Genomic DNA, 22879 nt, shown 5'->3' on the forward strand with positions numbered 1-22879 from the left:
GATGCCTGACGTGCGAAGGAAATCCGTCGTCAGACCTCGTACCGCGCGAAGGCGAAACGGTCGGACTCCGGAGACCAGCACGGTACGTTGATCGTTCCCTGCCCACCGAACATTTCCAGAAGCACGACCGGCTTGCCGCCCTGTGCCGGCATCAGGCGAAGCTCGACATTTCGCTCCGACGGGTGCCCCTCGGTCCCCGGTTCATAGGCGAGGTAGAGCACGTGGCGACCGTCCGGCGACGGGTGCGGGAACCAGTTCACGCGCGCGTCCGACGTCATGCGTTCCGGCGTGCCGCCCTCAGGTCGAACTCGCCACAGGTCGACGGCGCCGTCCTGCTCCCCGTTGAACCAGATCCATCGGCCATCGGGCGTGAATTCGGGGCCGTCGCAATGGTCGAACCCGAAAGTGACCTGCCGCTCCGCCCCGCCGTCGGCAGGGCAGACGAAGATCTCCGCTTCGGCGCCGCGAAAGCCGGGGTAGGTGATCCATTCGCCATCCGGCGACCAACCGTGGAAATAGGAGGGCACCTTGTGCGTCACCCGCTCCGGCGTGCCGCCGCCGATGGGCAAGGTGTAGATGCAGCTCTCGCCGGTTTCGGTCTTGTCGCTGATCGCCAGCCGGCTGCCGCAGGGTGATATGCCATGATCGTTGTTGAGCCGCGTCGCAAAGCCCGTGTCGACCGGCTCCAGCGCGCTGGTCGCAAGCTCCAGCCGGTAGAGGAGGCCGTCGCCATTGACCAACAGGGCATCGCCCGACGGCATCCAGTTCGGTGCCTCCAGATGGCGCGGGCTGCGTAGTGCGACCGTGACGTTGCCCGTTGCAAGATCGTACAGGCAGATTTCAGTGATCATCGGCTGTCCCTCGCGCAAATCTGTCGCTCCCTGCTAGCGGGCCGTGGGCGGAACGCCAAGCCCAACCGCCTGTTTCCCGGCCGTGCCCCGTGACGGCTCGGAAACCCCGTGTCGTTGCTGCCAACGAGTTGATGGTGGCCGGAGACTCCGCATGGATCGGGAGAAGCATGGAGCAGCATGGAGCAGCAACGGGAGACCGAATACAGGTGTCCGATACTGGCCAATGCCCGCCGCGTCCTGACTGGGGATCCTCGGGCCGAGGTCGTGGCACTACCGAGCGCCCGCGACCGGAGCGCGCCGCGACCCGGCGATGGCTCCGGTCCCGAGGCGCGGTGGCGGATGTCCCCGAACGGCTGTTCGTTGGTGTCGGGGGCCGCACCCTGGGCAATGCTCCGCCGGGCTCCGATCGCTGGGCCGCCGACCATGCGGGGAGGGGGCGCAGGATGGAACCCGCTTCAGCCGCGTCCCGCGCAATTTGGAACCAAAGCCAGCGCCGGGCGCGCCAATGGTCCGGCTCAAGCCGGTTGCAGGCGGTTGACCGCCCCGCCGTTCCCCGGCATGCAGGCTGCAAAACCGGAGCAGTTTCTTGGCCCAGACCCCGCCGCCCTTTGCCGCGTATGAATGGATGATCGCCTGGCGTTACCTGCGTGCCCGCCGCGCCGAGGGTGGCGTGTCGGTGATGACATGGATCAGCCTTGTGGGGATCACGCTCGCCGTTTTCGCGCTGATCGCAACGCTGGCGGTGCGGTCGGGCTTTCGCGCCGAATTCGTCGACACGATCCTTGGCGCGAACGCCCATGTGACGCTCTACCAGTCAACGGAAGTGTCGGAGACCGGGCACAGCAGCCGGGTGATCGAGGACTATGCAGCCATGGCAGAGCGGGTGCGCGCGCTGCCGGGCGTGACGCGGGTCGCGCCGCTGGTGAAGGGCCAGGTGATGGCCAGCTTCCAGGGGCGCAATGCCGGGGTCGAGGTGTTCGGCATCTCGGCGGAGGACCTGGCGACCATTCCCCGGATCGCCGCTCCGGAAAAGGCGCTCGGAGATATCGGATATTTCGAGGACGGCATCGCGATTGGCTGGGGCGTTGCCCAGCAGCTCAACGCCACCGTGGGCGACCGGATCAAGCTGATCTCTCCCGACGGGGTCAAGACGGCCTTCGGCACGTCTCCGCGGGTGAATGTCTATGAGATCACCTATGTCTTTCAGGCTGGCCGCTATGACATCGACCGCACCCGCGTCTACCTGCCCTTCACGGAGGCACAGAGCTACTTCAACCGCGAGGGCGTGGCCGACGAGTTGGAGATCATGGTCGCCGAACCCGACAAGGTGGACGATCTGGCCGTGCAACTCCTGAGCGCGGGCGGCGACCGGGCGCTGGTCTGGACCTGGCGCGATGCCTCCGGCGCCTTTCTGCGTGCGCTGGAAGTGGAGGACAACGTGATGTTCGTCATCCTGTCGATCCTCGTGCTGATCGCCGCGATGAACATCATCTCCGGCCTGATCATGCTGGTGAAGAACAAGGGCAGGGATATCGGCATCCTGCGCACGATGGGCCTGACCGAAGGGTCGGTGATGCGCGTGTTCTTCATCTGCGGGGCGTCGGTGGGGACGGTGGGCACGATCGCGGGGGTGATCCTCGGGTGCCTCTTCGCGATCTACATCGATCCGATCTTCTCTTTCGTGAACTATGTGGGCGGCGGCGGGGTCTGGGATCCGTCGATCCGCGGTATCTATGCGCTGCCTGCGAAACTCGAAGGCGCCGATGTGCTGTCGGCGGTGGTGCTGTCGCTGGGCCTCTCCTTCATCGTCACGATCTTCCCCGCCCGGCGTGCGGCGCGAATGAACCCGGTGGAGGCACTGCGCTATGAGTGACGTGGTGCTGGACCTTCGCGGGATCGAGAAGACCTACAACAAGGGCACGCCGGGGGCGGTTTCGGTGCTGTCGGGCGTGGACCTGCGCGTCAAGGCGGGAGAGGTCGTGGCGATGGTCGCGCCCTCGGGCGCCGGGAAGTCGACGCTGCTGCATATCGCCGGTCTGCTGGATACGGCGGACGCGGGGCAGGTCCTGCTGTCCGGGCGGGAGATGGTCGGGCTGGGCGACGCCGGACGGACCACCGCACGGCGGCGGGAGGTCGGTTTCGTCTACCAGTTCCACCACCTTCTGCCGGAGTTCACCGCCGCCGAAAACATCGTTCTGCCGCAGCTTGCCAATGCCGTGCCACGGGCCGCCGCAGAGGCCCGCGCCGCGGAGTTGCTTGCCAGCGTCGGCCTGACCGAACGTGCGGGCCACCGGCCGTCGCAGCTTTCGGGTGGGGAGCAGCAGCGCGTGGCCTTCTGCCGGGCGCTGGCCAATGAACCGGCGTTGCTGCTGGCCGACGAGCCGACCGGGAACCTCGACCCCGCGACCTCGGACACGGTGTTCGGCGCGCTCATGGCGCTCGTGCGGGACACCGGGCTCTCGGCGCTGATCGCGACACACAACATGGATCTGGCCGCGCGGATGGACCGCGTCGTGCGGCTCGACGCCGGGCGGATCGTTCAGGAAAGATAGGCCCGGGCGAGCGCCTGCGTGCGGGCGCGCGGCGCTGCGGCCAGCGTCGGCGATTGCAACCGGGCGGCGAGTTCGATGCCGATGAAACAGGGCAGCAGGTGCGCGGGCTCCGCTTCCAGCACGCCGGAGGCGCGGAAGGCCTCCATGTCCGCCTGTGCAATGCCATGCAAGCGGGGGCCATCGGCAGCCGGGCAGGTGGCCGTGAGTTGCACGAGGAAACGCGCCGCATCCTTTGCCAATGGCCACCACGCGCGGCTTTGGAGGTCCACCCCGCAGATGACATCGCCATCGACCAGCAGGTTCAGGGCCGTCAGGTCGCCGTGGATGCGGGCCTGCGTGATCGGGACGCCTCGCAATGCGGGTGCAAGCGCCTCCAGCTTTTGCTGAATGCCCCGCGCCAGTTTCCGGTCGGTTCCGTCCGCAAACTTCGGCAGGGCCACCTCTCGCTGCCGGAGCCAGTACCGAACCCCGAACGCCGCACCTCGCCGCCGCTCCGCGGTGTGGCAGCGGTGCCAGCCGCCGGCCAGCACGAGCAACCGAGCGCGTTCCGCCGCACCCGCCTTGCGGACAAGATCCGACAACCGCCGACCGGGCGCGAACGCCATGACCGACAGGCCCTCGCCGGACAGGAACGCCAATGGCTCCGGCACGCGGAACGGTCCGTTCGCCATCCGGGGAAAGAGGGCTTCGGCCTCCTCCTGCTGGGCGCGGACATGGTCGGCGGCGTCCTCTCCGGTGATCCACTTGAACACCACTGCACGCCCGTTCAGAGTTCCTGACATGACGACGCGGTTCGGACGAGCTTGCAGGCAGCGCTCGACCCGAGCACCGTTCAGGCAGGTGTGCCGCCGCGCTGCTGCCTTTACGTGGGCGCGGGCAGCCCGTGCCAACCCGAAGTGCGTGCCGATCCTCAAAGCTCAGCCTTTCTGGGTCAGCAACCCGCCCGTCGCCATCAATGCGAGACCGGCGCCACGGGCCAGCGTCATGGTCTTTTCCGGCGCTCCGAAGAGCCCGAACTGGTCGATCAGAGCGGCGGAGATCAGCTGCCCGATCAACACGAAGAACACCGCGTTTCCGACACCGAAACGCGGCGCGATCGCGGTGACGGACAGCACGTAGAACGCGACCAGCGTGCCGGCGAGAAACAGGTACGGGGGGGCGCCCGCGGCCTTCGCCAGTGCTTGTGGCCCGGTGAGCAGGCAGGCCACGACCGCCACCGAGAGCGCCACGCAGAACAGGATGACGGCCGCCGCCGAAGGTGACCCCATACGCTGGCCCAGTGCCGCGTTCAGCGCCGCGAGGATCGGTATCCCCACACCCGCCATCAACATGATCGCGGCATAGACATGGTTCGGCATCGGAGGCTCCTCTTTACGGCAGCGCCACCCTGCGAGATCCTGTTTCCCGGGGCAACCCGCCCGCATGACCCAGATCAACGACGTCCCCCCGGTCCGGCGCGAGGATCGGGGCAGCAAGGGAGCCAGCCATGAAGCCACTCGCACTCGCGGTCCTGACACTCGTTCCAAGCCTGGCGCTGGCCGATGTGGAGCTTGGGCGGGAAACGTTCCTTGATGCCTGCGCCGATTGCCATGGCGTGGATGCAAAGGGCGGGGGGCCGAAGGCGGCGCTGCTGTCGGTCAAGGTGCCGGACCTGACGACCTATGCCGCCCGCAACGGTGGCGACTTCGACGCGGTTCGGATGATCCACCTGGTCGATGGCCGGGCAGGGCTGTCGGCGCATGGCGGGCCAATGCCCATGTTCGGGGGATTGCTGGCCGGACCTTCGGCGGTCATCGATGGCCCCGATGGCACACCGGTGAGCACGACCGAACCGATCATGTCGATCACCGAGTGGCTGAAAACGGTCCAGGTCCGCTGACATGAGATACGGTCGCATTTTGGTGCTGTGTGGCCTGGCGCTCTTCGGCGGACAGGCGCAGGGGCAGGGCAGCGACGGGATGGCGGGAGAGGCTCTGTTCTTTCGCTATTGTGCAACCTGCCATGGCGAAAAGGGGCGCGGAGACGGGCCAACAGCGACGGTCCTGTCGGTCAAGCCGCCCGACCTTGGCCTGCTGCGGGAGGCCAACGCGGGCACCTTTCCGACCGCCAGGATCCTGCGGCGGATCGATGGGCGGGATGTGTTGGTGTCCCACGGAAGCCCGATGCCGATCTATGGCGCCTTTCTCGACGGACAGCAGGTGGTCCCGGTCGAAACCGATACCGGCACCGTCATGGCGAGTCGTCCCGTGTTGGAAATCCTGCACTGGCTGCAATCCATCCAGCGGACGGGTGGATAGGCGAAACCCACGACGTGTCAATTACATGACAGAGCAAGTGCATGTTGTGCACAAAGCTTGAAACGGAGCGCCGCGAGTCTACGATCATTGTATCTGCTTGCGAAACACCGATTCGGGGACACCTCCTTGACCTACTCGATCCGCATCCTTGCCGCGATTTCTCTCGCGTTGGCCTGCTCAACTGCTGCTGTCGCGCAGGACGTGCCGACAGCGGAGGCCGTGACCGCGTCGTCGCATCAGGGGCCTCGACCGCTTTCGCAGATCGACCCGAACAGCAATTTCGTGCTGCGGTATGATGTTCGCTTGGGCGCGCAGACACGTCCGGCGTATTTCGGCTCCGACGAATACGAGGTTCGGCCGGATTTCGCGATCAAGTTCGACTATGCGCGGCTGCGCGGTCTGGGTGAATACGGCAGCCTGTCCGGCAATTCGACACCGAGCGCCTTCGGCCTGCGCGGATCGCTCCGGTTCATCGGGGCACGCAATTCCGACGATTACGAGGACCTCAAGGGGCTCGATGACATCGACGCCAGCCTGGAGCTGGGACTTGGGGTGGTCTATCGCGAACGAAACTTCGAGGCATTCGCCGACGCCCGCTACGGTACCTTCGGCCACAATTCCTTCTTCGGCGAGTTCGGGATGGACGGCATTGCCTATCCCACCGACAACTGGGAATTGCGCCTCGGCCCGCGTGTGACCTGGGGCGGGCAGGGATTTGCAGACACCTACTTCAGCGTGGACAGCCAGGAAGCCCTTGCCAGCGGGATGGACAGGTTCAAGGCCGATGGCGGTATCCTCGGCGCCGGGTTCGAGGCGACGGCCCGCTACCGTTTCAATGACCTCTGGGGCATCGAGGCCGGCTTGCGCGGTGATCGGATGCTGAACGATGCGGCCAATTCTCCGATCACGGAGCGCGGCACGGAAGATCAGTTCCGCCTGCGCATCGGCATCACCCGGGAACTCATCCTGCAATTCTGATCCGAGGCCCCCAGCCCTGGGCAGGCGCCCCGGAATGGCGCCTCAGATGCCTGACCTGATCTTTTCCAGCAACGCGTTGGTCCGGCTCCCCGCGCTCACGTCGCAGGGGTTCGGCGCGTCGTCGAGGAAATGTGCCACCACCTTTTCCACCAACAGGTGATGGAACGCGGGCTCGTCTGGCAATTCGATCGTGCGGGTCTCGCCCGCCATGTCGATGGTGATCTCGCAGGGGCGGAAAAAGCCCATGGAGGCCGAGCCCTTGCTGCCGTGGATCGTCACGACCTCCTCGTCTCGTCCGGTGGAATAGGCGCAGAGCCCGACCGCCGGGAAGGCGCCGAAATCAAGGATGTAGCTCACCAGATCCTCCGCCTCGTAGGTGCCGCCCTGCTGCTTCTTCAGCCCGGTGACTCCAATCGGGGCACCGAAGGCATGGTCGAGCCAGTCGAGCGTATGGGATTGCATGTCGGTGAACAGACCGCCGCCGCCAATGGCGGGATCGATCTTCCAGGGCTGGTCCGGGCCTGACCCTGTCGGGCGGAAATGCCGGACCTCGACCATCCGCACATCGCCGATGGTGCCATCCGTTGCGATCTCCCGCAGTTTCTCGAACCGTGGCAGGGCGCGGCGGTAGTAGGCGACCGACAGCTTCCGCCCGGTGCGCTTGACCGCGTCCCCCATTGCGGCACATTCGGCCGGGTTCATCGCCATGGGTTTCTCCACCAACACGTCCTTGCCGGCTTCCATGGCGCGGATAGCATAGTCAGCATGGGAGGAGGGCGGCGTCGCGACATAGACCGCGCTGACCTCCGGATCGTGGATCAGGGCATCGGCGTCATCCGTGGAGCGGGGCACGTTGTGGCGGGCGGCATAATCGGCGGCTTTGGCACCGTCGCGCCGCATGACATTGACGATGCTGGAGCGGTCGACATTCTGCAGACCCGGGCCGCTCTTGACCTCCGTCACGTCCCCGCACCCGAGGATTCCCCAGCGGACGGCGCCGGTGTGCGGGCTGGATGATCTGTCTGACATGGGGTCTCCTTCGGTTCGGGTTTCGCGGGAGACTAGCGCGGTCCGTTCGGCCCTGCCATGCCCCTCACAGCCTGTCGCGCATCGAGTACCAGAGCATCGCCAGCACCAGCAAGGGCGTGCGCAGCGCAGTGCCGCCGGGGAAGCGTGGCGTGGGAACAGAGGCCATCACGTCGAACCGTTCGGCCTGCCCGGAAATGGCCTCCGCCGCGATCTGCCCGGCGAGCGTCGCCATCGCCAGCCCATGCCCGGAATAGCCCGACAGGCTCAGGATATTGCCCGCCAGCCGCTCGAAATGCGGCATCCGGTTCATGGTGATCGCAAGCGTGCCCCCCCAGGCATGGTCGAGCCTGACCCCTTTCAACTGCGGAAAGATCTGCAACATCGGCTTCGTGACAAGCGCGCGTATGTCGGAGGGGAAGCGGTAGCCATATGTCTCGGCCCCGCCAAAAAGCAGCCGGTGATCGTCCGAAAAGCGGAAGTAGTTGACGACGAACTTGCTGTCCGCGACCGCGTGGTTGTTCCGGATGAAGCTTTCCTGCCTGTCCGGGTCCATCGGCTCGGTCGCCACGATGTAGTTGTTGATCGGCATGACGCGCGCGGCGACTTTCGAATTCAGCCCGCCGAGGTAGCCGTTGCAGGCCAGCACCACGTGCCCCGCAGTGATCTCTGCCGCCTCCGTGCGGACCAGTGCCGGGCTGCCCTCGGGCATCTCCGTCACCTTGGAGCCTTCGAAGATCCGCACCCCGGCCGCCTGCGCCATCCGCGCGAGCCCAAGTGCGAATTGCAACGGGTCGATATGGCCCGCGCCCATGTCTATGGTGCCGCCATGATAGGCCGGCGAGCCCACGAGGTCCCGGATCTCGTCCCGCTCGATGCCGCGGATCTTGTCGTAGCCGTACTCGTCCTGAAGCTTTTTCGCGTAGTCGAGGCTGTGGGGGACATAGCGGGCGCGGTGGTCGGCATGGATGATGCCGTCGTGGAAGGTGCAATCCATGGACGGATCGCGGGAGAGGTCCCGCACCAGTTGCACGGATTGCGCCGCGATGTCCCAGAGCTTGCGCGCGTGGTCCTTGCCCAGCGTCGCCTCAAGCTCGTCCTGCTCCACGCGCTGTCCCATGCCGGCTTGCCCGCCATTGCGCCCAGAGGCGCCGAACCCGACGCGTTGCGCCTCCAGCAGGATGACGGAGTAGCCGCGCTGCGCCAGGTGAAGCGCCGTCGACAGGCCGGTGAACCCGGCGCCGATCACACAGACATCGGCGGCCATGGCCCCGCGGGCCTCCGGAAAGGGGGGCAGGGGCCTGGCCGCTGCCGCGTAGTAGGAATGCGGGTACTCGCCGGGCGTGTCATTTGCGGTGAGCAGGTCGAGACCTTTGGACATGGCTGGGACTCCGTGGACGCCATTGGCGCTGCAACTGTGCTGGGCCGGTTTTAGGGAATGCCGTTCGGCTGTGCTATCTTTCCCCCGCGTGAACAGGAGAGAGTGACATGACCACGACGGTGCTGGTGGGAACCACCAAGGGCGTGTTTCTGGTCGGTGCGGCGGACGGCCGGACGGGCTGGAAGGTGCGCGGGCCTTTCTGCGACGGCTGGTCGATCAATCATGTGATCGGCGATCCCGACACGGGCATGATCTGGGCCGCGGGTGGCGGCGAGTGGGAGGGCGCGGGCGTCTGGCGGTCTTCGGATCTGGGGGAGAGCTGGGAGCTCACCAAGCTCGCCAATGGCCAGCGCAATGGCTGGATCGTCGACAATCCGGAGGAGGCAAAGCTCTTTGGCATGGAGCCCGAGCCCGAAGCGCCCTTCACCGGCGCGGTGGAGACCATCTGGTCGCTCGGGCTGTCCCACGGCACGTTGCACGCCGGGGTCAAACCGGCCGGGCTCTACAGCAGCGAGGATGGCGGGCTGAGTTTCGCGTCGGTAGAGGCCCTGAACGGGCACGATTCGCGGCCCGGCTGGAATCCCGGCGCGGCTGGCCTCGTGTTGCACACGATCGTCTCCGATCCCGCCGATCCGGCGAAACTCTGGGTCGGGATCTCGGCGGCCGGGGTCTTTGCAACCGAAGATGGCGGGGCGAGCTGGGACCGGCGCAACCGCCTGTCCAACGTCGAGATCGCCGAGGCCCACGCGCCCCATCCCGGTCACGATCCGCTGGCCGAGGACGGCGAGGTCGGGCAATGCGTGCACAACATGGTGCTTGCGCCGGGCGGTGGCGATCTGCTCTACCAGCAGAACCACCACGGGGTGTTCCGCAGCACCGACGGCGGACGTAGCTGGGACGACGTGACAGAGGGGCTGCCCTCCACGTTCGGCTTCCCGATTGCCGTGCATCCCCGCGACCCGAAGACGATCTGGACCCTGCCGCTCAATGGCGATTCCGTCGGACGTTTTCCGCCCGACGCCTCGGCGGCCGTATGGCGGTCGCGCGATGGCGGCGGGACATGGGAGAAGAAGCAGTCGGGATTGCCGGTGTCGGATTGCTACTTCACCGTGCTGCGCCAAGCGATGGCGACCGACCGGCAGGACCCGGTCGGCGTTTATTTCGGCACCAACAGCGGCACCGTCTTTGCCAGTGCCGACGAGGGGGAAAGCTGGGAACCCGCCGCGCAACACCTGCCGACGATCCTGAGCGTAGAGGTTCTGGGTCAGGCGTGATGCGGGCCGAATGTCACCGGGCGGGCGCGCGTTCGCGCTGCGGGTTAGCTGTGCGGGGCTGATGCCGCGCGGACCGGCAGCGCGGCTGTGGCCAAGGCTCTCGCGCCCTTGCTGAGCCAATCGCGGGCAGGGAAGGGCTGGCAGGATGCCGACGCCTGCATCGTATCTCGCGGGCCGCCCGGTCGAACCTCCGGGCGACGCGCTGTCGTGGGATATGCTGCCCGCACGGGCCGGGGCAGCACGTCGCATTACGCGTAGAGACCCTTGTCCCTGATCTCCGCCAGCGTCAGGTCGAGCGCTTTCACCGCCCGGTCCATCAGGCTGTCGACGTCCGCCCGGGTCATCAGCAGCGGAGGCGCGATGATCATCCGGTCACCGACATGGCGCATGATCAGGTTGTTGTCGAAGCAGTGACCCCGGCAAATCAGCCCCACGGTGCCCTTGTCGGCGGCAAAGGGTGCCCGGGCGGCCTTGTCAGGGGTCATGGCGACAGAGGCCATGAAGCCCTGGATCTGCGCCTCGCCGATCAGCGGGTGGTCGGCCAGTTGCTCCCACTTCTCCTTGAGGTAGGGGCCGGTGACGGAGGCCACGTTCTCGACCATCTGTTCCTCTTCGAGGATGCGCAGGTTCTCCAGCGCCACGGCGCAGGACACCGGGTGGCCGGAATAGGTGTAGCCGTGGTTGAAATCGCCCGCCTCGGCGACGGTATTGGCAACCTCGTCACAGACGATGGAGGCGCCGATCGGCGCGTAGCCGGAGGAAAGGCCCTTGGCGACCGTCATGATGTGCGGCCGGATATCGTAGGTTTCCGACCCGAACATCTTGCCGGTGCGGCCGAACCCGCAGATCACCTCGTCGGCGATCAGCAGGATCTCGTGCGCGTCACAGATGCGCTGGATCTCCGGCCAGTAGGTTGCAGGCGGAATGATCACGCCGCCGGCGCCTTGGATCGGCTCGGCGATGAAGGCGGCAACCTTGTCCTCGCCCAGTTCGGCGATCTTCGCCTCCAGTTCCCGGGCTCGGGCGAGGCCGAACTCCTCCGGCGTCATCTCGCCGCCCTCGGCGTACCAGTTCGGCTGGCCGATGTGCACGATATCGGCAATCGGCAATCCGCCCTGCGCGTGCATTGGCTGCATTCCCCCAAGCGAGGCGCCGGCCATGGTGGAGCCGTGATAGGCATTTTCGCGGCTGATGATGACCTTCTTCTCCGGCTTGCCCTTCGCCGCCCAGTAGTGCCGCACAAGGCGCACGTTGGTGTCGTTGGCATCCGAACCGCCCGAGGCGTAGAACACGTGGTTCAGGTCGCCCGGCGCCATCTCTGCCAGCTTCTGGCTGAGCGCGATGACGGGAACGTGGGAGGTCTGGAAGAAGGTGTTGTAGTAGGGCAGTTCCTTCATCTGGCGCGCGGCCACGTCGGCGATGCTGTCCCAGCCATAGCCGATATTGACACACCACAGCCCCGCCATCGCGTCGAGGATCTGGTGGCCCTCGGTGTCGGTCAGGGTGAGGCCCTTCGCGGACTTGATGATCCGCGCGCCCTTCTGCGCCAGTTCGGCGCCGGCGGTGAACGGGTGCATGTGATGCGCGGCGTCGATGGCCTGCAACTCGGCGGTGGGCGGGTGGTTGGTGATCATGTTCATTGTCGCGATCCTTTCGTCAGCGCGGGCCATCAGGCATTCAGCAGCAGGTGCTGGCGTTCCCACGGGGAAATTTCCCGTTTGTATTCATCATGTTCGGCGTGCTTGATGTCGGAGTAGAGTTGGCAGAACTCTCGTCCCAGCACGTCGCGCAGCTCATGTTCCTCGTCAAAAAGCTCCAGCGCGGCGGCGAGCCCCTGCGGCAGATTGTTTTCGCTCTCGTAGACCTCGTGCAGCGCGATTTCCCGCGGCTCGATCCGGTTCAGCATGCCGAGGTAGCCGCAGGCAAGGCTGGCGGCGATGGCAAGGTAGGGGTTGGTGTCGATGCCGATCACGCGGTTTTCGACGCGCCGTGCCCCCGGCTTGGAGTTCGGCACCCGAAGACCGGTCGTGCGGTTGTCCATGCCCCATTCAAGGTTCGTGGGCGCGCTCATTCCCTCGGCGTTGAACCGGCGGAAGGAGTTCACATAGGGCGCCAGCATCGGAACGACGTGCATCAGGTAGTGTTGCGATCCGCCGATGAAATGCCGGAAGGCATCCGTCTCGCTGCCGTCCTCCTTGGAGAAGATGTTGCGGCCGGCGGTGTCGACAATGCTCTGGTGGATGTGCATGGCGCTGCCCGGCTCGTCGCGCATCGGCTTGGCCATGAAGGTCGCGAAAACACCGTTCTTCAGCGCCGCTTCGCGGATGGTGCGTTTGAAGTAGAAGACGTGATCGGCCTGCTTCAGGGGGTCGCCATGCAGCAGGTTGATCTCGATCTGCCCGGCACCGCCTTCCTGGATGACGGTGTCGATCTCCAGACCCTGTGCCTCTGCGTAGTCATAGATCGTGTCGATCACGTCGCCGTATTCATCGACCGCGACCATGGAATAGGCCTGACGGGATGCGCCCTTGCGGCCGGTGCGGCCGAGCGGTGGCTCGATCGGTTCATTCGGGTCGGTGTTGGGCTTGGTGAGGTAGAATTCCAGCTCCGGCGCCACCACGGGCTTCCAGCCCTTGTCGGCATAGAGCCCGAGCACACGCTTGAGCACGTTGCGCGGCGAGACGCCCAGCGGTTCGCCCTCCCGGGTTTCCATGTCGCAGATGACCTGAAGCGTCGGATCGTCCGCCCAGGGGGCCGCGCTGGCCGTGGACATGTCCGGGCGCAGAACCACGTCCTTCTCCAGCCACTGGTCCTCGATCTCCATGTCGACGTATTCGCCGGAGACGGTCTGGTAGAAGAGCGAGATCGGCAGGAAGAAGGTTTCGTCTGGCTTGAACTTGTGGCTCGGCATCGCCTTGCCACGCGACATGCCGACGGTGTCGGGGATGATAGCCTCGACCTCCTCCAGCCGGCGTTCGCCGAGATAGTCCAGGAAAGGTTCGGGCAGATCGCTGATCCAGCTGGTCGTGTATCGTGGCATGATGCGGGCACTCGTCGGGTGTGGGGAGGGGCGAGGGGGCAGGGCCCGGACGCGTTGCGCGAATTTATGATCAAATTCCAACGGGAGTCAATCGACCACGCTCAACTGACCGTTTTGGCAGTTTCCTCCATCGCCATCCGAATCTGGTCGAGCCCCTGGCTGATGTCCTGTTCTATCGCCGCACAGACTTTCATCGGATCGCCTTCGGCGAGGGCATCCATCGCAACACCATGCTGATCGGGGAGGTTCGAGGTTCCAAACCGCCCGCAGACGATCCGCAGCGACGGCCCGACTCGCATCCAGAGGCCGTTGGCAATGGTCTGCAACACTTCGGCGTCGGCCTGTGCATAGAGGCGGAAGTGGAAGCGATAGTTCTGTTCGAGGTAGCTCTGGATGTTGCCGGTCGCGATGGCTTCGTCCACGCCGCGGTCGAGCCTGCGCAAGTCTTCCATCAGTGCGTCATCGGCCCGCTCCGCAGCCCGTCGGGCCAGTTCCGGTTCGATTGAAAGACGGGAAAAGCGTATTTCCTCCAGTTGGTTGGCGGTCAGTTCCGGGACGATGATGCGGCGGTTGCCCAATGCCGCGAGCGCACCCTCGGCGGTGAGCCGCCGCAAGGCCTCGCGCACCGGGGTCATGCCCGCGCCGATGGCATCGCGCAGCCCCATGATGGTCACCGGCTGCCCCGGGGCGACCTCTCCGAACAGGACCATGTCGCGCAGCCGTTCGTAGATTGCCTGGTGCTCCGGCGTCTTTCCCTCTTGCGTGTTCACGGGCTGTGCCTTTTCTTCATCGATGTGATCCGGCCACTCAGGAGGCGCGTCTCGCACTCGCTTGCATTCGGGTCAGATTAGGGCAAGCTTGCATCGAATCGCAACGTTTGATCAAAACAAAATCTCAGGCACGACCTGAGGCGAAGATCAGGCACCGCCTGACAACCAACAGGGGAACTACGAATGAAATACTCCGTTACGACGCTGCTGCTCTCGGTTTCGGTGGCCGCCACCACCGCGATGGCCGACGAGGTTCGCGTCTACAACTGGTCCGACTACATCGATGAGGAACTGCTTGAGAAGTTCGAGAGCGAGACCGGGATCGAGCTGACCTATGACGTTTTCGATTCCAACGACGTGCTGGAGACAAAGCTGCTGGCCGGGGGCTCGGGCTACGACGTGGTGGTCCCGTCGGGCACCTTCCTGCAGCGCCAGATCCAGGCCGGCGTGTTCCAGAAACTCGACATGTCCAAGCTGCCGAATATCGGCAACATGTGGGACGTCGTCTCCGACCGGACAGAGCAATACGACCCGGGCAACGAATACTCCATCAACTACATGTGGGGCACCACGGGCATCGGCGTGAACGTCGCCAAGGTGCAGGAAGTGCTTGGGGAGGATGCCCCGATCGACTCCTGGTCGCTGGTCTTCGACCCGGCCAATATCGAGAAGCTGGCCGAGTGCGGTGTCTATTTCCTAGATGCCTCCGACGAGATGATCCCGGCGGCTCTGAACTACATCGGCGAGGATCCTGACACCTTCGACACCGACCTGATCGCCAAGGCCGGCGAAGTCTACATGGCGATCCGCCCCCATATCGCCAAGTTCCACAGCTCCGAATACATCAACGCGCTGGCCAATGGCGATATCTGCGTGGCCGTCGGCTGGTCCGGGGACATCCTTCAGGCGCGCGATCGCGCCGACGAGGCCGACAACGGTGTGGAGATCGCCTACCACGCGCCCAAGGAAGGGGCGCAGATGTGGTTCGACCAGATGGCAATTCCGGCCGACGCTCCGAACCCCGACGCGGCCCATGCCTTCCTGAACTTCATCATGGATGCGGAGAACATGGCGGCGGCGTCGAACTACGTCTATTACGCCAACGGCAACAAGGCATCGCAGGAGTTTCTGGTCGAGGACGTGATCGGCGATACGGCGATCTACCCGGATGAGGCGACGTTGCAGAACCTCTACACGACGCGGCCCTACCCGCCGAAGGTCCAGCGCGTCGTCACCCGCCTGTGGACCAAGATCAAGTCGGGCACCTGATCCCGACTACCAGCGCCCCGCGCCACACCGGCGCGGGGTTTTTCCGTCCCTTCTCCCGACCGGAAGTACCGCCATGTCCGATCCCGCGCCCGCCACTGGAACCGGCCCGTCCGAATTCGCTCCCTGGAAGGATCCCGACGCGCAGCCGCTGATCCAGTTTCGCAATGTCACCAAGCGGTTCGGCGATTTCACCGCGATCGACGACCTGACCGTGGACATCTACGCGCGCGAGTTCTTTGCGTTGCTGGGGCCATCGGGGTGCGGCAAGACCACGTTGATGCGGATGCTGGGCGGGTTCGAGACGCCGACCGAGGGCACGATCCTGCTTGACGGGCAGGACATCGGCCCGGTGCCGCCGAACCGTCGGGCGGTGAACATGATGTTCCAGTCCTACGCGCTGTTTCCGCACCTGACGGTGCGTGAGAACATCGCCTTTGGGTTGAAGCGGGACAAGCTGCCGAAGGACCGGATCGACGCCCGTGTCGAAGAGATGCTGCGCCTGGTCCAGCTTCAGAAATTTGCCTCCCGCAAGCCGCACCAGATCTCCGGCGGCCAGCGGCAGCGGGTGGCGCTGGCCCGCTCCCTCGCCAAGGCGCCCAAGCTGCTGCTGCTGGACGAACCGCTCGGCGCGCTGGACAAGAAGCTGCGCACCGAAACCCAGTTCGAGCTGATGGAAATCCAGGAGAAGACCGGCACAACCTTCGTGATCGTGACCCATGACCAGGAGGAGGCAATGACCGTGGCCTCCCGCATTGCGGTCATGGATCACGGCCGCATGGTGCAGGTCGATACGCCCGACCGGATCTACGAGACGCCCAATACCACCTACGTGGCCGATTTCATTGGCGACGTGAACCTGATCGAGGGCAATGCCGCCGCGCATCACGAGGATGGCAAGGTGGAAATCCACTGGCGCGAAGGCGAGCCGCCGATTGTCGGAACCCCGATGGGGGAGGTGCCCGACGGCACCCGCTGCACCTTCGCGATCCGCCCCGAAAAGGTGGCGATCTCCAAGGACCATCCGGAAGGCAGCAGCAACATCGTGCACGGAAAGGTGCTCGACATCGCCTATCTGGGCAACATGTCGACCTATCACGTGGAACTGCCCACAGGGGTGATCATCAAGGCGCAGTTGGCCAACAACCGGCGGATTGCGCGGCGCAACATTACCTGGGAGGACGAGGTCTGGCTTTCCTGGACCGAGACTGCCGGCGTGGTCCTGACGGGGTGATGTGATGAACCCCCGCAGAACATTCCTCATCCTGATCCCCTACCTTTGGCTTCTGGCGCTGTTCCTCGTGCCCTTCGGGATCGTGTTCAAGATCTCGCTCAGCGACACTGCGCTGGCGATTCCGCCCTACCTGCCGACGCTGGACCTCTCCACCGGCTGGGCCGGGTTCAGGGAGTTCCTCTCCGAGCTCGATTTCGAGAACTACGTCTGGCTGACCGAGGATGACCTCTACTGGAAGGCCTATCTCTCCAGCCTTCAGATCGCGGTCTTTTCCACCGTGCTGACGCTGCTGGTGGGCTTCCCGATCGCCTACGGCATGGCGAACGCGCCCGACCAGTGGCGTCCGACGCTGATGATGCTGGTGATCCTGCCGTTCTGGACCTCCTTCCTGATCCGTGTCTACGCCTGGATGGGGATCCTTTCCACCGAGGGCTTCCTGAACCAGTTCCTGCTCTGGACCGGGATCATCGCCGAGCCGCTGACCATCCTGAACACCAACACGGCTGTCTATATCGGCATCGTCTACACTTACCTGCCGTTCATGATTCTGCCGATCTACGCCACGCTGGAGAAACTCGATGCCTCGCTGCTGGAGGCCGCCGAGGACCTTGGCTGTTCGCGCACCTCGGCCTTCTGGCTGGTGACGATCCCGCTGTCCCGGCCGGGGGTCATCGCGGGTTGCTTCCTGGTGTTCATCCCGGCGCTTGGCGAGTTCGTCATTCCCTCGCTGCTCGGCGGCTCCGGCACGCTGATGATCGGCAAGGTGCTATGGGAGGAGTTTTTCTCCAACCGCGACTGGCCGGTGGCTTCGGCGGTGGCGGTGGTGCTGCTGCTGCTGCTGATCGTGCCGATCATCCTTTTCCAGAAGCATCAGGAGAAACAGCAGGAGGCGGAGCAATGAGCGTGACCCTTTTGCACGACATGTCCCGCCCGACGCTGACGGGACCTATCGAATCGCGGATGCTCAGCGGTTCCCCGCAACGCTCCGAATGCGCCCGGGACGGCTGCCGAGGTCACCGCAGCGCGCCCACGGCGGGCGGGTCCTGTCGTGTATTGCACGGCAATGCCCTGTCGGCAGGCGCGCGTGCAGCACTCGCCGGACAACTGGCGAATCGCCCGCACCAGAGAGGTGACACCGGGACACATACGCTCCGATCCGAGCAGCGGAGGGCCTTCCGATGAGACGCATCACCTGGTTCAACGCCGTCTCGCTCACGCTCGGCTTCGCCTTCCTCTACATCCCGATGCTGATCCTCATCATCTTCTCGTTCAACAGCTCGAAGCTGGTGACGGTCTGGGCAGGGTTCTCGACCAAGTGGTACGGGGAGCTAATCCGGAACGAGGCCTTCCTAGATGCCGCCTGGGTGACGCTGAAGGTGGCGGTGCTGTCGTCCACGGCGGCCACGGTGCTCGGCACGATGGCGGCCTATGTCATGGTGCGCGGCGGGCGGTTCTTCGGGCGCACGCTGTTCTCCGGCATGATCTACGCCCCGCTCGTGATGCCCGAGGTGATCACCGGCCTGTCGCTGCTGCTGCTGTTCATTTCCATCGGGCTCGACCGGGGCGTGCTGACGATCGTGCTGGCCCATGCCACATTCTCCATGTGCTATGTCTCGGTGGTGGTGTCCTCGCGGCTGGTTTCCTTCGACCGCTCGGTGGAGGAGGCGGCGCTGGACCTTGGCTGTACGCCGTTCGAGGCCTTCCGCCTCGTGACGCTACCGATCATCCTGCCCGCCGTGATCTCCGGGTGGCTGCTGGCGTTCACCCTCTCGCTCGACGATCTGGTGATTGCCTCTTTCACCGCCGGCCCGTCCTCGACGACCCTGCCGATCAAGATCTTCTCATCCGTGCGGCTCGGCGTCTCGCCAGAGATCAACGCGCTGTCGACGATCATGATCGCCATCGTGACCGTCGGCGTGATCGCGACGTCGCTGCTGTCGAAACAGGCCATCGCGCGCCAGCAACGCGAGGAGCGGGAGGCGGCACAGGCCTGATCCTATCGGTTCGGGCACAGCACCCGGACCGGCACATCTTGGCCGCGTGGTCGCGCGGGGGGGCGGCACCCCTGCCACCGCCGGCCGGTCCCAACCGTCGCGCGACCTCTGGCCGCCAGCCCATCCCGGTGACACCTGCCCATGAAGCGCATTTACGAATCCTTCGCCTATGAAGATGGCCCGCTGCAAAGCGGGTTCTGGCCCACGACCATGGACGCGCGACCCGACTGGCCCGAGGCCCGTGGCGACCTGACCTGCGACTACCTCGTTATTGGCGGTGGCTACACCGGCCTGACGGCGGCGCTGGATCTGGCGGAGGCCGGGGCCGATGTTGCCCTGTTGGAGGCGGAAACCCCCGGTTGGGGCGCGTCCGGACGCAATGGCGGGTTCTGCTGCCTTGGCGGGGCGAAGATCGGGCATGCCGCCTTGGTACGCAAGTTCGGTGAAAGCGACGCCCGGTGCTTTGCCGATGCCCAGCGGGAGGCGGTTCTTCAGGTGCGGGATACGCTCGACCGGTTCGGGATCGAGGCCGACACCCATTCGGAGGGGGAGACGCTGCTCGCCCACCGTGCCTCCGACCTGCCGACACTGCGGAACGTCGCCCGCGAAGTCCGCGCGCTTCATGGCGCGACCTGCGAGCAGCTGTCGAAGGATGAGCTTGCAGGGCAGGGGATGGCCAGCGGGGAGTTCCACGGCGCCGTCACCACCCCCATCGGTTTTGCGCTCAACCCGTTGAAATACGCCACCGGGCTGGCGCTGGCGGCACGGGACGCAGGGGCCCGCATCTTCGGAGCTTCGGCCGCGCTCGCGCTGGAGGAAACGGCGAACGGCTGGTCGGCGCGCACGCCGAAAGGCAAGATCCGCGCCCGCAAGCTCCTGCTGGCGACCAACGGCTACAGCTCCGACGACCTGCCGGACTGGCTCGCCGGGCGCTACCTTCCGGTGCAATCCAACGTGCTCGTCACCCGCCCGCTGACCGAGGCAGAACGCGCCGCGCAGGGCTGGACCTCGCACCAGATGTGCTATGACACGCGCACCTTGCTGCACTACTTCCGCCTGATGCCGGATGGCCGGATGCTCTTTGGCATCCGTGGCGCGATGCGCGCGACCGCGGAGGCGCAGGCCGCCTTTCACCAGACCGCCCGGACCGATTTCGACCGCATCTTCCCCGAATGGCGTCATGTGGAAACGCCGCATTTCTGGTCTGGCCTGCTGGCGATGTCACGCAATCTCACGCCCTATGTCGGGTCGCTTGGCAGTCACGCGAACGGCTTCGCGGCGATGTGCTATCACGGCAACGGGGTGGCCATGGGCAGCTACGCGGGCGGGTTGCTCGCCGATCTGGCGCTCGGCCGCGCGCCCCGCCGCCCCTTTCCCGCGCTCATGCGCGCGCCCATGGGTCGCTTTCCGCTGGGCCGGTTTCGACGTGCGGTATTGCCTGTCGTCTATCGTTGGTATCAATGGGCCGATCGCGGCTGACGTCGCCCGCCGCGCCTCCTTTTTGGTCCATGTGAAAGGCCCGTGCCATGATCCCGACGCAGCAACAGGAACAGGCCCTGATCGAAGCGGTGCGCACCGCCGCCCGGTCCGAAATCCTGCCCCGCTTTCGCAACCTCGACGCCAGTGCGATCGACAGCAAGGCGAACGCCGATGATCTGGTGACCGTGGCCGACAAGGCGTCCGAGGCATCCATCACCGCCGCCGTGGCCGGTATCCTTCCCGGCGCAACGGTGGTCGGAGAGGAGGCCGTGGCCGACGATCCGGCGTTGCTCGATCTCATCGGCCGGGACGAGACCTGCGTGATCGTCGACCCGATCGACGGCACCTGGAATTTCGCCAAGGGGTTGCCGGTGTTCGGTGTCCTGCTGGCGGTGACCCACAGGGGGGAGACCGTGTTTGGTCTGCTCTACGAGCCGCTGGGCGACGACTGGATCCTCGCCCGAAAGGGCGGGGGCTGCTGGTATGCTTCACCGGACTGCGCGCCGCGCCGGCTGTCCATCGAGCCCGACGATGGCCCGACGGAGTTCGCGGGCTTCAGCGCCCCGTGGCTGTTGCCGGAGCACATGCGCGAACGTTTCCAGATCGGCTTGCTCCAGCGGGGGCGCGTGATCGACCTGCGCTGTGCCTGCCAAACCTACCGGACGATGTGTTTCGGCGCCGGAAAGTTCGCCATCGACCTCAAGCTCATGCCCTGGGACCATGCCGCCGGCGCGCTGGCCTACCAGGAGGCCGGCGGTTCGATCGGCCTGCTGGACGGGCGGGACTATGCGCCGACGATCACGGATGGCTACATGGTCATGGCCCGCACGCCGGAGATCCTCGCCGACCTGCGAGAGAGTTTTGGCTGGGTGGTCGGCTGAGCACACCGCCGCCCCGTCCGATGCCAGGACCCGGGGGCGGGACAATGGATGTCGCGGCCCGACAGACCGATCCCCCGTGCGACCGTCGCAGGGACGTCAGGGGGAGTGCCGGCCGGCGATCTTCCAATTCGGGCACCGGGTCAGGCGCGCGCGGAAATCGTTCGGCGCGCGATTGCATGGGCACGCTGTCCACGCCCACATGCAGCGGGCCGGGACGGTTGTCCCATCAGCCCCCGAACCGGTGGGGGCCGTCGAAGTCGCCGATGGGCAGAAGGTTGGACATCAACCCGTCCCGGTATTCATGCAGCAGCATGCCGTTCGGCTCGAAGGTCAGGCTGTTCGGGTTGTCCTCCCGCAGGTTGGCGGTGACGGCATGCGAGGTGCCGGGCGCGATCTGGCAGGGCGTGCTGCCGAAGCGGCCGGTGATACAGCGATGGACATGACCGCAGAGCAGCCGCCGCTCGCCGGGATAGGCGTCGAGCACCCTGCGCAGCCCATCGGCCTCTCGCAGGTTGATCCGGTCCATCGGCAGGATACCGGTCGCCACGGGCGGGTGGTGCAAGGCAACCAGAACCGGCTTCGGCGCAAGGGTGGCGAGTTCTGCCGCGAGCCAGTCCAGACATGCCTCTGACAGGGCGCCGTGCGCGCCGCCTTCGACCAGCGTATCGAGGGCGAGCACGGCAAGGTCGGGCAGGTCGAGCCGCCACCGGATCGGTCCGTGCTCCGGCATCCAGCGGGCGTCGGCAAAGGCCCGGCGCATGGGCTCGCGCTGGTCGTGGTTGCCCGGCACCGCCAGCCACGGCAGGGTGAGTGCCGACAGGATGTCCCGGGAGCGGGCGTATTCCTCCGGCGTGCCGTTGTCGGTCAGGTCGCCGGTGACGATCACCGCATCCACCGGGCCGATCTGCGGCAACAGGCGGTTGATCGTCGCCACCGTGTCTTCGAGCGCGGCACCGGTGTCGACAACGCGATTGGCGCGCTGGCCGGGGGCAACGACATGGCAGTCGGATATCTGGAGAATGCGGCTCACGGCGGGTCCCTTCCTCGGGCGGTGACTGGATGGCCTGCGCGGGCGTCGTGGCGCGGGCCACGTTGCCATCCGCGCGGGGCCAGTGTTCGCCGAATGGATGGCTTGGTGCGCCAGGTCGGTCAATCCGAGCGCACCGCCCGGCGCCGCTTGCAGGCAGGTGCAGTCGCAACGTGCCCGAAGATTGCGCGCGGTGCGGCGCGACGCACGTCCGTTGGGCATTTGGCGCGACGCGGGAGAGCGGAACCGTCCCACCGGACCCCGGCCCGGCAACGGCCGCCCGCAGCCATCGCGTCCCTTGCGGTTGCACGTTCTGGCGGGCCGGGAGTCCGCCCACACCGACGATGGGACCGGCTGCAATCGCAGTGGTCGCGTCCCGGCCCTGTGGTGCCGGTGCACCTGCAAGCCGTCGGAAAGATTGCCGGAAGCCGGCGTAGGGGGTAGGGTCATCGATGGAAAAGCTCAATATTCCGGTGAGCTACGGGCAAGGTTGAACGTAGCCTTCACGGGCGAGGGGAGAACGATGGCGACCAAGGCGGAACTCGAAGAGGAACTCAAACGCTTGCGGGAAGAGTTGGCCGCACGCCCCGATCCGGACACAGATACGGACGCGGAGGCGGACGACGGCGGGTCCCGCAAGGGCGATGCGGGCAAGGAAAGCGCGATTGACGGGTTCCTGTCGGAACACGGCCTCGCGGTCGGCGATTTCGAGCGCCTGCTGGAGCAGCTCTCCGAAGAACTTGGCGCATTGCCGCAGAACAAACCCGTTCTCACGGCACTCGGTGCCTTCGCGCTCGGCTTCCTCGCCGGGCGGATGTCGAAATAGGAG

22 protein-coding genes are annotated in these 22879 nt (G+C 65.8%); 13 read left to right on the forward strand and 9 right to left on the reverse strand.

Annotated elements, in window-relative coordinates:
• Positions 1-29 precede the first annotated feature (29 nt).
• Positions 30-851 (reverse strand): TolB family protein, encoded by an 822-nt coding sequence (locus CLV78_RS01150; RefSeq protein WP_106202940.1) that lies wholly within the window; start codon positions 849-851, stop codon positions 30-32.
• A 586-nt stretch (positions 852-1437) separates the two neighbouring features.
• Between CLV78_RS01150 and CLV78_RS01155 the strand changes: the two genes are divergently transcribed.
• Positions 1438-2724: a lipoprotein-releasing ABC transporter permease subunit gene (locus CLV78_RS01155; protein ID WP_106202941.1), complete on the forward strand. Its 1287-nt coding sequence runs from the start codon at positions 1438-1440 to the stop codon at positions 2722-2724.
• On the forward strand, positions 2717-3403 hold the full coding sequence (locus CLV78_RS01160) for an ABC transporter ATP-binding protein (RefSeq protein WP_106202942.1): 687 nt from the start codon (positions 2717-2719) through the stop codon (positions 3401-3403). Before CLV78_RS01155 ends, CLV78_RS01160 begins: the two co-directional genes overlap by 8 nt.
• Here the strand turns inward: CLV78_RS01160 and CLV78_RS01165 are convergent.
• A complete protein-coding gene (locus CLV78_RS01165; protein ID WP_146136616.1) occupies positions 3391-4185 on the reverse strand; it encodes a phosphotransferase in 795 nt (264 codons plus the stop codon). The two genes, CLV78_RS01160 and CLV78_RS01165, sit on opposite strands and share 13 nt — an antisense overlap.
• A gap of 135 nt (positions 4186-4320) precedes the next feature.
• Complete coding sequence (locus CLV78_RS01170; RefSeq protein WP_106202944.1) at positions 4321-4761, reverse strand: DMT family transporter; 441 nt, start codon at positions 4759-4761, stop codon at positions 4321-4323.
• A 128-nt stretch (positions 4762-4889) separates the two neighbouring features.
• Here CLV78_RS01170 and CLV78_RS01175 point away from each other — a divergent pair, with 128 nt between their 5' ends.
• From CLV78_RS01175 to CLV78_RS01185, 3 genes are all read left to right on the forward strand, one after another.
• Positions 4890-5282, forward strand: coding sequence for a c-type cytochrome (locus tag CLV78_RS01175; protein WP_106202945.1), 393 nt, complete (start codon positions 4890-4892; stop codon positions 5280-5282).
• 1 nt (position 5283) lies between these two features.
• Entirely contained in the window at positions 5284-5700 is a 417-nt protein-coding gene (locus CLV78_RS01180) for a c-type cytochrome (protein WP_106202946.1), read from the forward strand.
• A 126-nt stretch (positions 5701-5826) separates the two neighbouring features.
• Positions 5827-6678: a MipA/OmpV family protein gene (locus CLV78_RS01185; protein WP_158263395.1), complete on the forward strand. Its 852-nt coding sequence runs from the start codon at positions 5827-5829 to the stop codon at positions 6676-6678.
• 42 nt (positions 6679-6720) lie between these two features.
• Here the strand turns inward: CLV78_RS01185 and CLV78_RS01190 are convergent, their stop codons facing one another.
• Entirely contained in the window at positions 6721-7707 is a 987-nt protein-coding gene (locus tag CLV78_RS01190) for a Gfo/Idh/MocA family protein (protein WP_106202948.1), read from the reverse strand.
• Positions 7708-7771: 64 nt separating this feature from the next.
• On the reverse strand, positions 7772-9085 hold the full coding sequence (locus CLV78_RS01195) for an NAD(P)/FAD-dependent oxidoreductase (protein ID WP_106202949.1): 1314 nt from the start codon (positions 9083-9085) through the stop codon (positions 7772-7774).
• Positions 9086-9192: 107 nt separating this feature from the next.
• On the opposite strand from CLV78_RS01195, the gene CLV78_RS01200 reads away from it, so the two are divergent.
• On the forward strand, positions 9193-10359 hold the full coding sequence (locus CLV78_RS01200; protein WP_106202950.1) for a WD40/YVTN/BNR-like repeat-containing protein: 1167 nt from the start codon (positions 9193-9195) through the stop codon (positions 10357-10359).
• Positions 10360-10607: 248 nt separating this feature from the next.
• On the opposite strand, the gene CLV78_RS01205 is transcribed toward CLV78_RS01200, so the two are convergent.
• The 3 genes from CLV78_RS01205 to CLV78_RS01215 form a co-directional block, all read right to left on the reverse strand.
• Positions 10608-11999, reverse strand: a complete 1392-nt coding sequence (locus tag CLV78_RS01205; RefSeq protein WP_106203705.1) for an aspartate aminotransferase family protein — start codon at positions 11997-11999, stop codon at positions 10608-10610.
• Between the two features lie 29 nt (positions 12000-12028).
• Complete coding sequence (locus CLV78_RS01210) at positions 12029-13399, reverse strand: glutamine synthetase family protein (protein ID WP_106202951.1); 1371 nt, start codon at positions 13397-13399, stop codon at positions 12029-12031.
• Positions 13400-13500: 101 nt separating this feature from the next.
• Complete coding sequence (locus tag CLV78_RS01215; protein WP_245924801.1) at positions 13501-14169, reverse strand: GntR family transcriptional regulator; 669 nt, start codon at positions 14167-14169, stop codon at positions 13501-13503.
• Between the two features lie 183 nt (positions 14170-14352).
• On the opposite strand from CLV78_RS01215, the gene CLV78_RS01220 reads away from it, so the two are divergent.
• From CLV78_RS01220 to CLV78_RS01245, 6 genes are all read left to right on the forward strand, one after another.
• Positions 14353-15438 (forward strand): polyamine ABC transporter substrate-binding protein, encoded by a 1086-nt coding sequence (locus CLV78_RS01220; protein WP_106202952.1) that lies wholly within the window; start codon positions 14353-14355, stop codon positions 15436-15438.
• Positions 15439-15511: 73 nt separating this feature from the next.
• Entirely contained in the window at positions 15512-16669 is a 1158-nt protein-coding gene (locus CLV78_RS01225; protein WP_106202953.1) for an ABC transporter ATP-binding protein, read from the forward strand.
• 4 nt (positions 16670-16673) lie between these two features.
• Positions 16674-17570: an ABC transporter permease subunit gene (locus tag CLV78_RS01230; RefSeq protein WP_106202954.1), complete on the forward strand. Its 897-nt coding sequence runs from the start codon at positions 16674-16676 to the stop codon at positions 17568-17570.
• A gap of 277 nt (positions 17571-17847) precedes the next feature.
• Positions 17848-18663: an ABC transporter permease gene (locus CLV78_RS01235; RefSeq protein ID WP_106202955.1), complete on the forward strand. Its 816-nt coding sequence runs from the start codon at positions 17848-17850 to the stop codon at positions 18661-18663.
• A gap of 141 nt (positions 18664-18804) precedes the next feature.
• Positions 18805-20142, forward strand: a complete 1338-nt coding sequence (locus tag CLV78_RS01240; protein ID WP_106202956.1) for an NAD(P)/FAD-dependent oxidoreductase — start codon at positions 18805-18807, stop codon at positions 20140-20142.
• Between the two features lie 47 nt (positions 20143-20189).
• Positions 20190-21023, forward strand: coding sequence for an inositol monophosphatase family protein (locus CLV78_RS01245; protein WP_106202957.1), 834 nt, complete (start codon positions 20190-20192; stop codon positions 21021-21023).
• A gap of 226 nt (positions 21024-21249) precedes the next feature.
• On the opposite strand, the gene CLV78_RS01250 is transcribed toward CLV78_RS01245, so the two are convergent.
• Positions 21250-22053 carry a phosphodiesterase gene (locus CLV78_RS01250; protein ID WP_106202958.1) on the reverse strand — a complete coding sequence of 268 codons (804 nt, stop codon included), beginning with the start codon at positions 22051-22053 and terminating at the stop codon, positions 21250-21252.
• Between the two features lie 520 nt (positions 22054-22573).
• Here CLV78_RS01250 and CLV78_RS01255 point away from each other — a divergent pair.
• Complete coding sequence (locus CLV78_RS01255) at positions 22574-22876, forward strand: hypothetical protein (RefSeq protein ID WP_106202959.1); 303 nt, start codon at positions 22574-22576, stop codon at positions 22874-22876.
• The last annotated feature ends 3 nt before the right edge of the window (positions 22877-22879 follow it).

This window comes from Aliiruegeria haliotis (assembly GCF_003003255.1).
Lineage (GTDB): Bacteria > Pseudomonadota > Alphaproteobacteria > Rhodobacterales > Rhodobacteraceae > Tropicimonas > Tropicimonas haliotis.

Bases quoted from the DNA above. Each gene is read 5' to 3' on its own strand.
- CLV78_RS01205 (WP_106203705.1), bottom strand. From the start codon at position 11,999: ATGAACATGATCACCAACCACCCGCCCACCGCCGAGTTGCAGGCCATC.
- CLV78_RS01150 (WP_106202940.1), bottom strand. From the start codon at position 851: ATGATCACTGAAATCTGCCTGTACGATCTTGCAACGGGCAACGTCACG.
- CLV78_RS01235 (WP_106202955.1), top strand. From the start codon at position 17,848: ATGAGACGCATCACCTGGTTCAACGCCGTCTCGCTCACGCTCGGCTTC.
- CLV78_RS01195 (WP_106202949.1), bottom strand. From the start codon at position 9,085: ATGTCCAAAGGTCTCGACCTGCTCACCGCAAATGACACGCCCGGCGAG.
- CLV78_RS01210 (WP_106202951.1), bottom strand. From the start codon at position 13,399: ATGCCACGATACACGACCAGCTGGATCAGCGATCTGCCCGAACCTTTC.
- CLV78_RS01230 (WP_106202954.1), top strand. From the start codon at position 16,674: ATGAACCCCCGCAGAACATTCCTCATCCTGATCCCCTACCTTTGGCTT.
- CLV78_RS01170 (WP_106202944.1), bottom strand. From the start codon at position 4,761: ATGCCGAACCATGTCTATGCCGCGATCATGTTGATGGCGGGTGTGGGG.
- CLV78_RS01245 (WP_106202957.1), top strand. From the start codon at position 20,190: ATGATCCCGACGCAGCAACAGGAACAGGCCCTGATCGAAGCGGTGCGC.
- CLV78_RS01255 (WP_106202959.1), top strand. From the start codon at position 22,574: ATGGCGACCAAGGCGGAACTCGAAGAGGAACTCAAACGCTTGCGGGAA.
- CLV78_RS01165 (WP_146136616.1), bottom strand. From the start codon at position 4,185: ATGTCAGGAACTCTGAACGGGCGTGCAGTGGTGTTCAAGTGGATCACC.
- CLV78_RS01200 (WP_106202950.1), top strand. From the start codon at position 9,193: ATGACCACGACGGTGCTGGTGGGAACCACCAAGGGCGTGTTTCTGGTC.
- CLV78_RS01180 (WP_106202946.1), top strand. From the start codon at position 5,284: ATGAGATACGGTCGCATTTTGGTGCTGTGTGGCCTGGCGCTCTTCGGC.
- CLV78_RS01190 (WP_106202948.1), bottom strand. From the start codon at position 7,707: ATGTCAGACAGATCATCCAGCCCGCACACCGGCGCCGTCCGCTGGGGA.
- CLV78_RS01220 (WP_106202952.1), top strand. From the start codon at position 14,353: ATGAAATACTCCGTTACGACGCTGCTGCTCTCGGTTTCGGTGGCCGCC.
- CLV78_RS01240 (WP_106202956.1), top strand. From the start codon at position 18,805: ATGAAGCGCATTTACGAATCCTTCGCCTATGAAGATGGCCCGCTGCAA.
- CLV78_RS01225 (WP_106202953.1), top strand. From the start codon at position 15,512: ATGTCCGATCCCGCGCCCGCCACTGGAACCGGCCCGTCCGAATTCGCT.
- CLV78_RS01160 (WP_106202942.1), top strand. From the start codon at position 2,717: ATGAGTGACGTGGTGCTGGACCTTCGCGGGATCGAGAAGACCTACAAC.
- CLV78_RS01175 (WP_106202945.1), top strand. From the start codon at position 4,890: ATGAAGCCACTCGCACTCGCGGTCCTGACACTCGTTCCAAGCCTGGCG.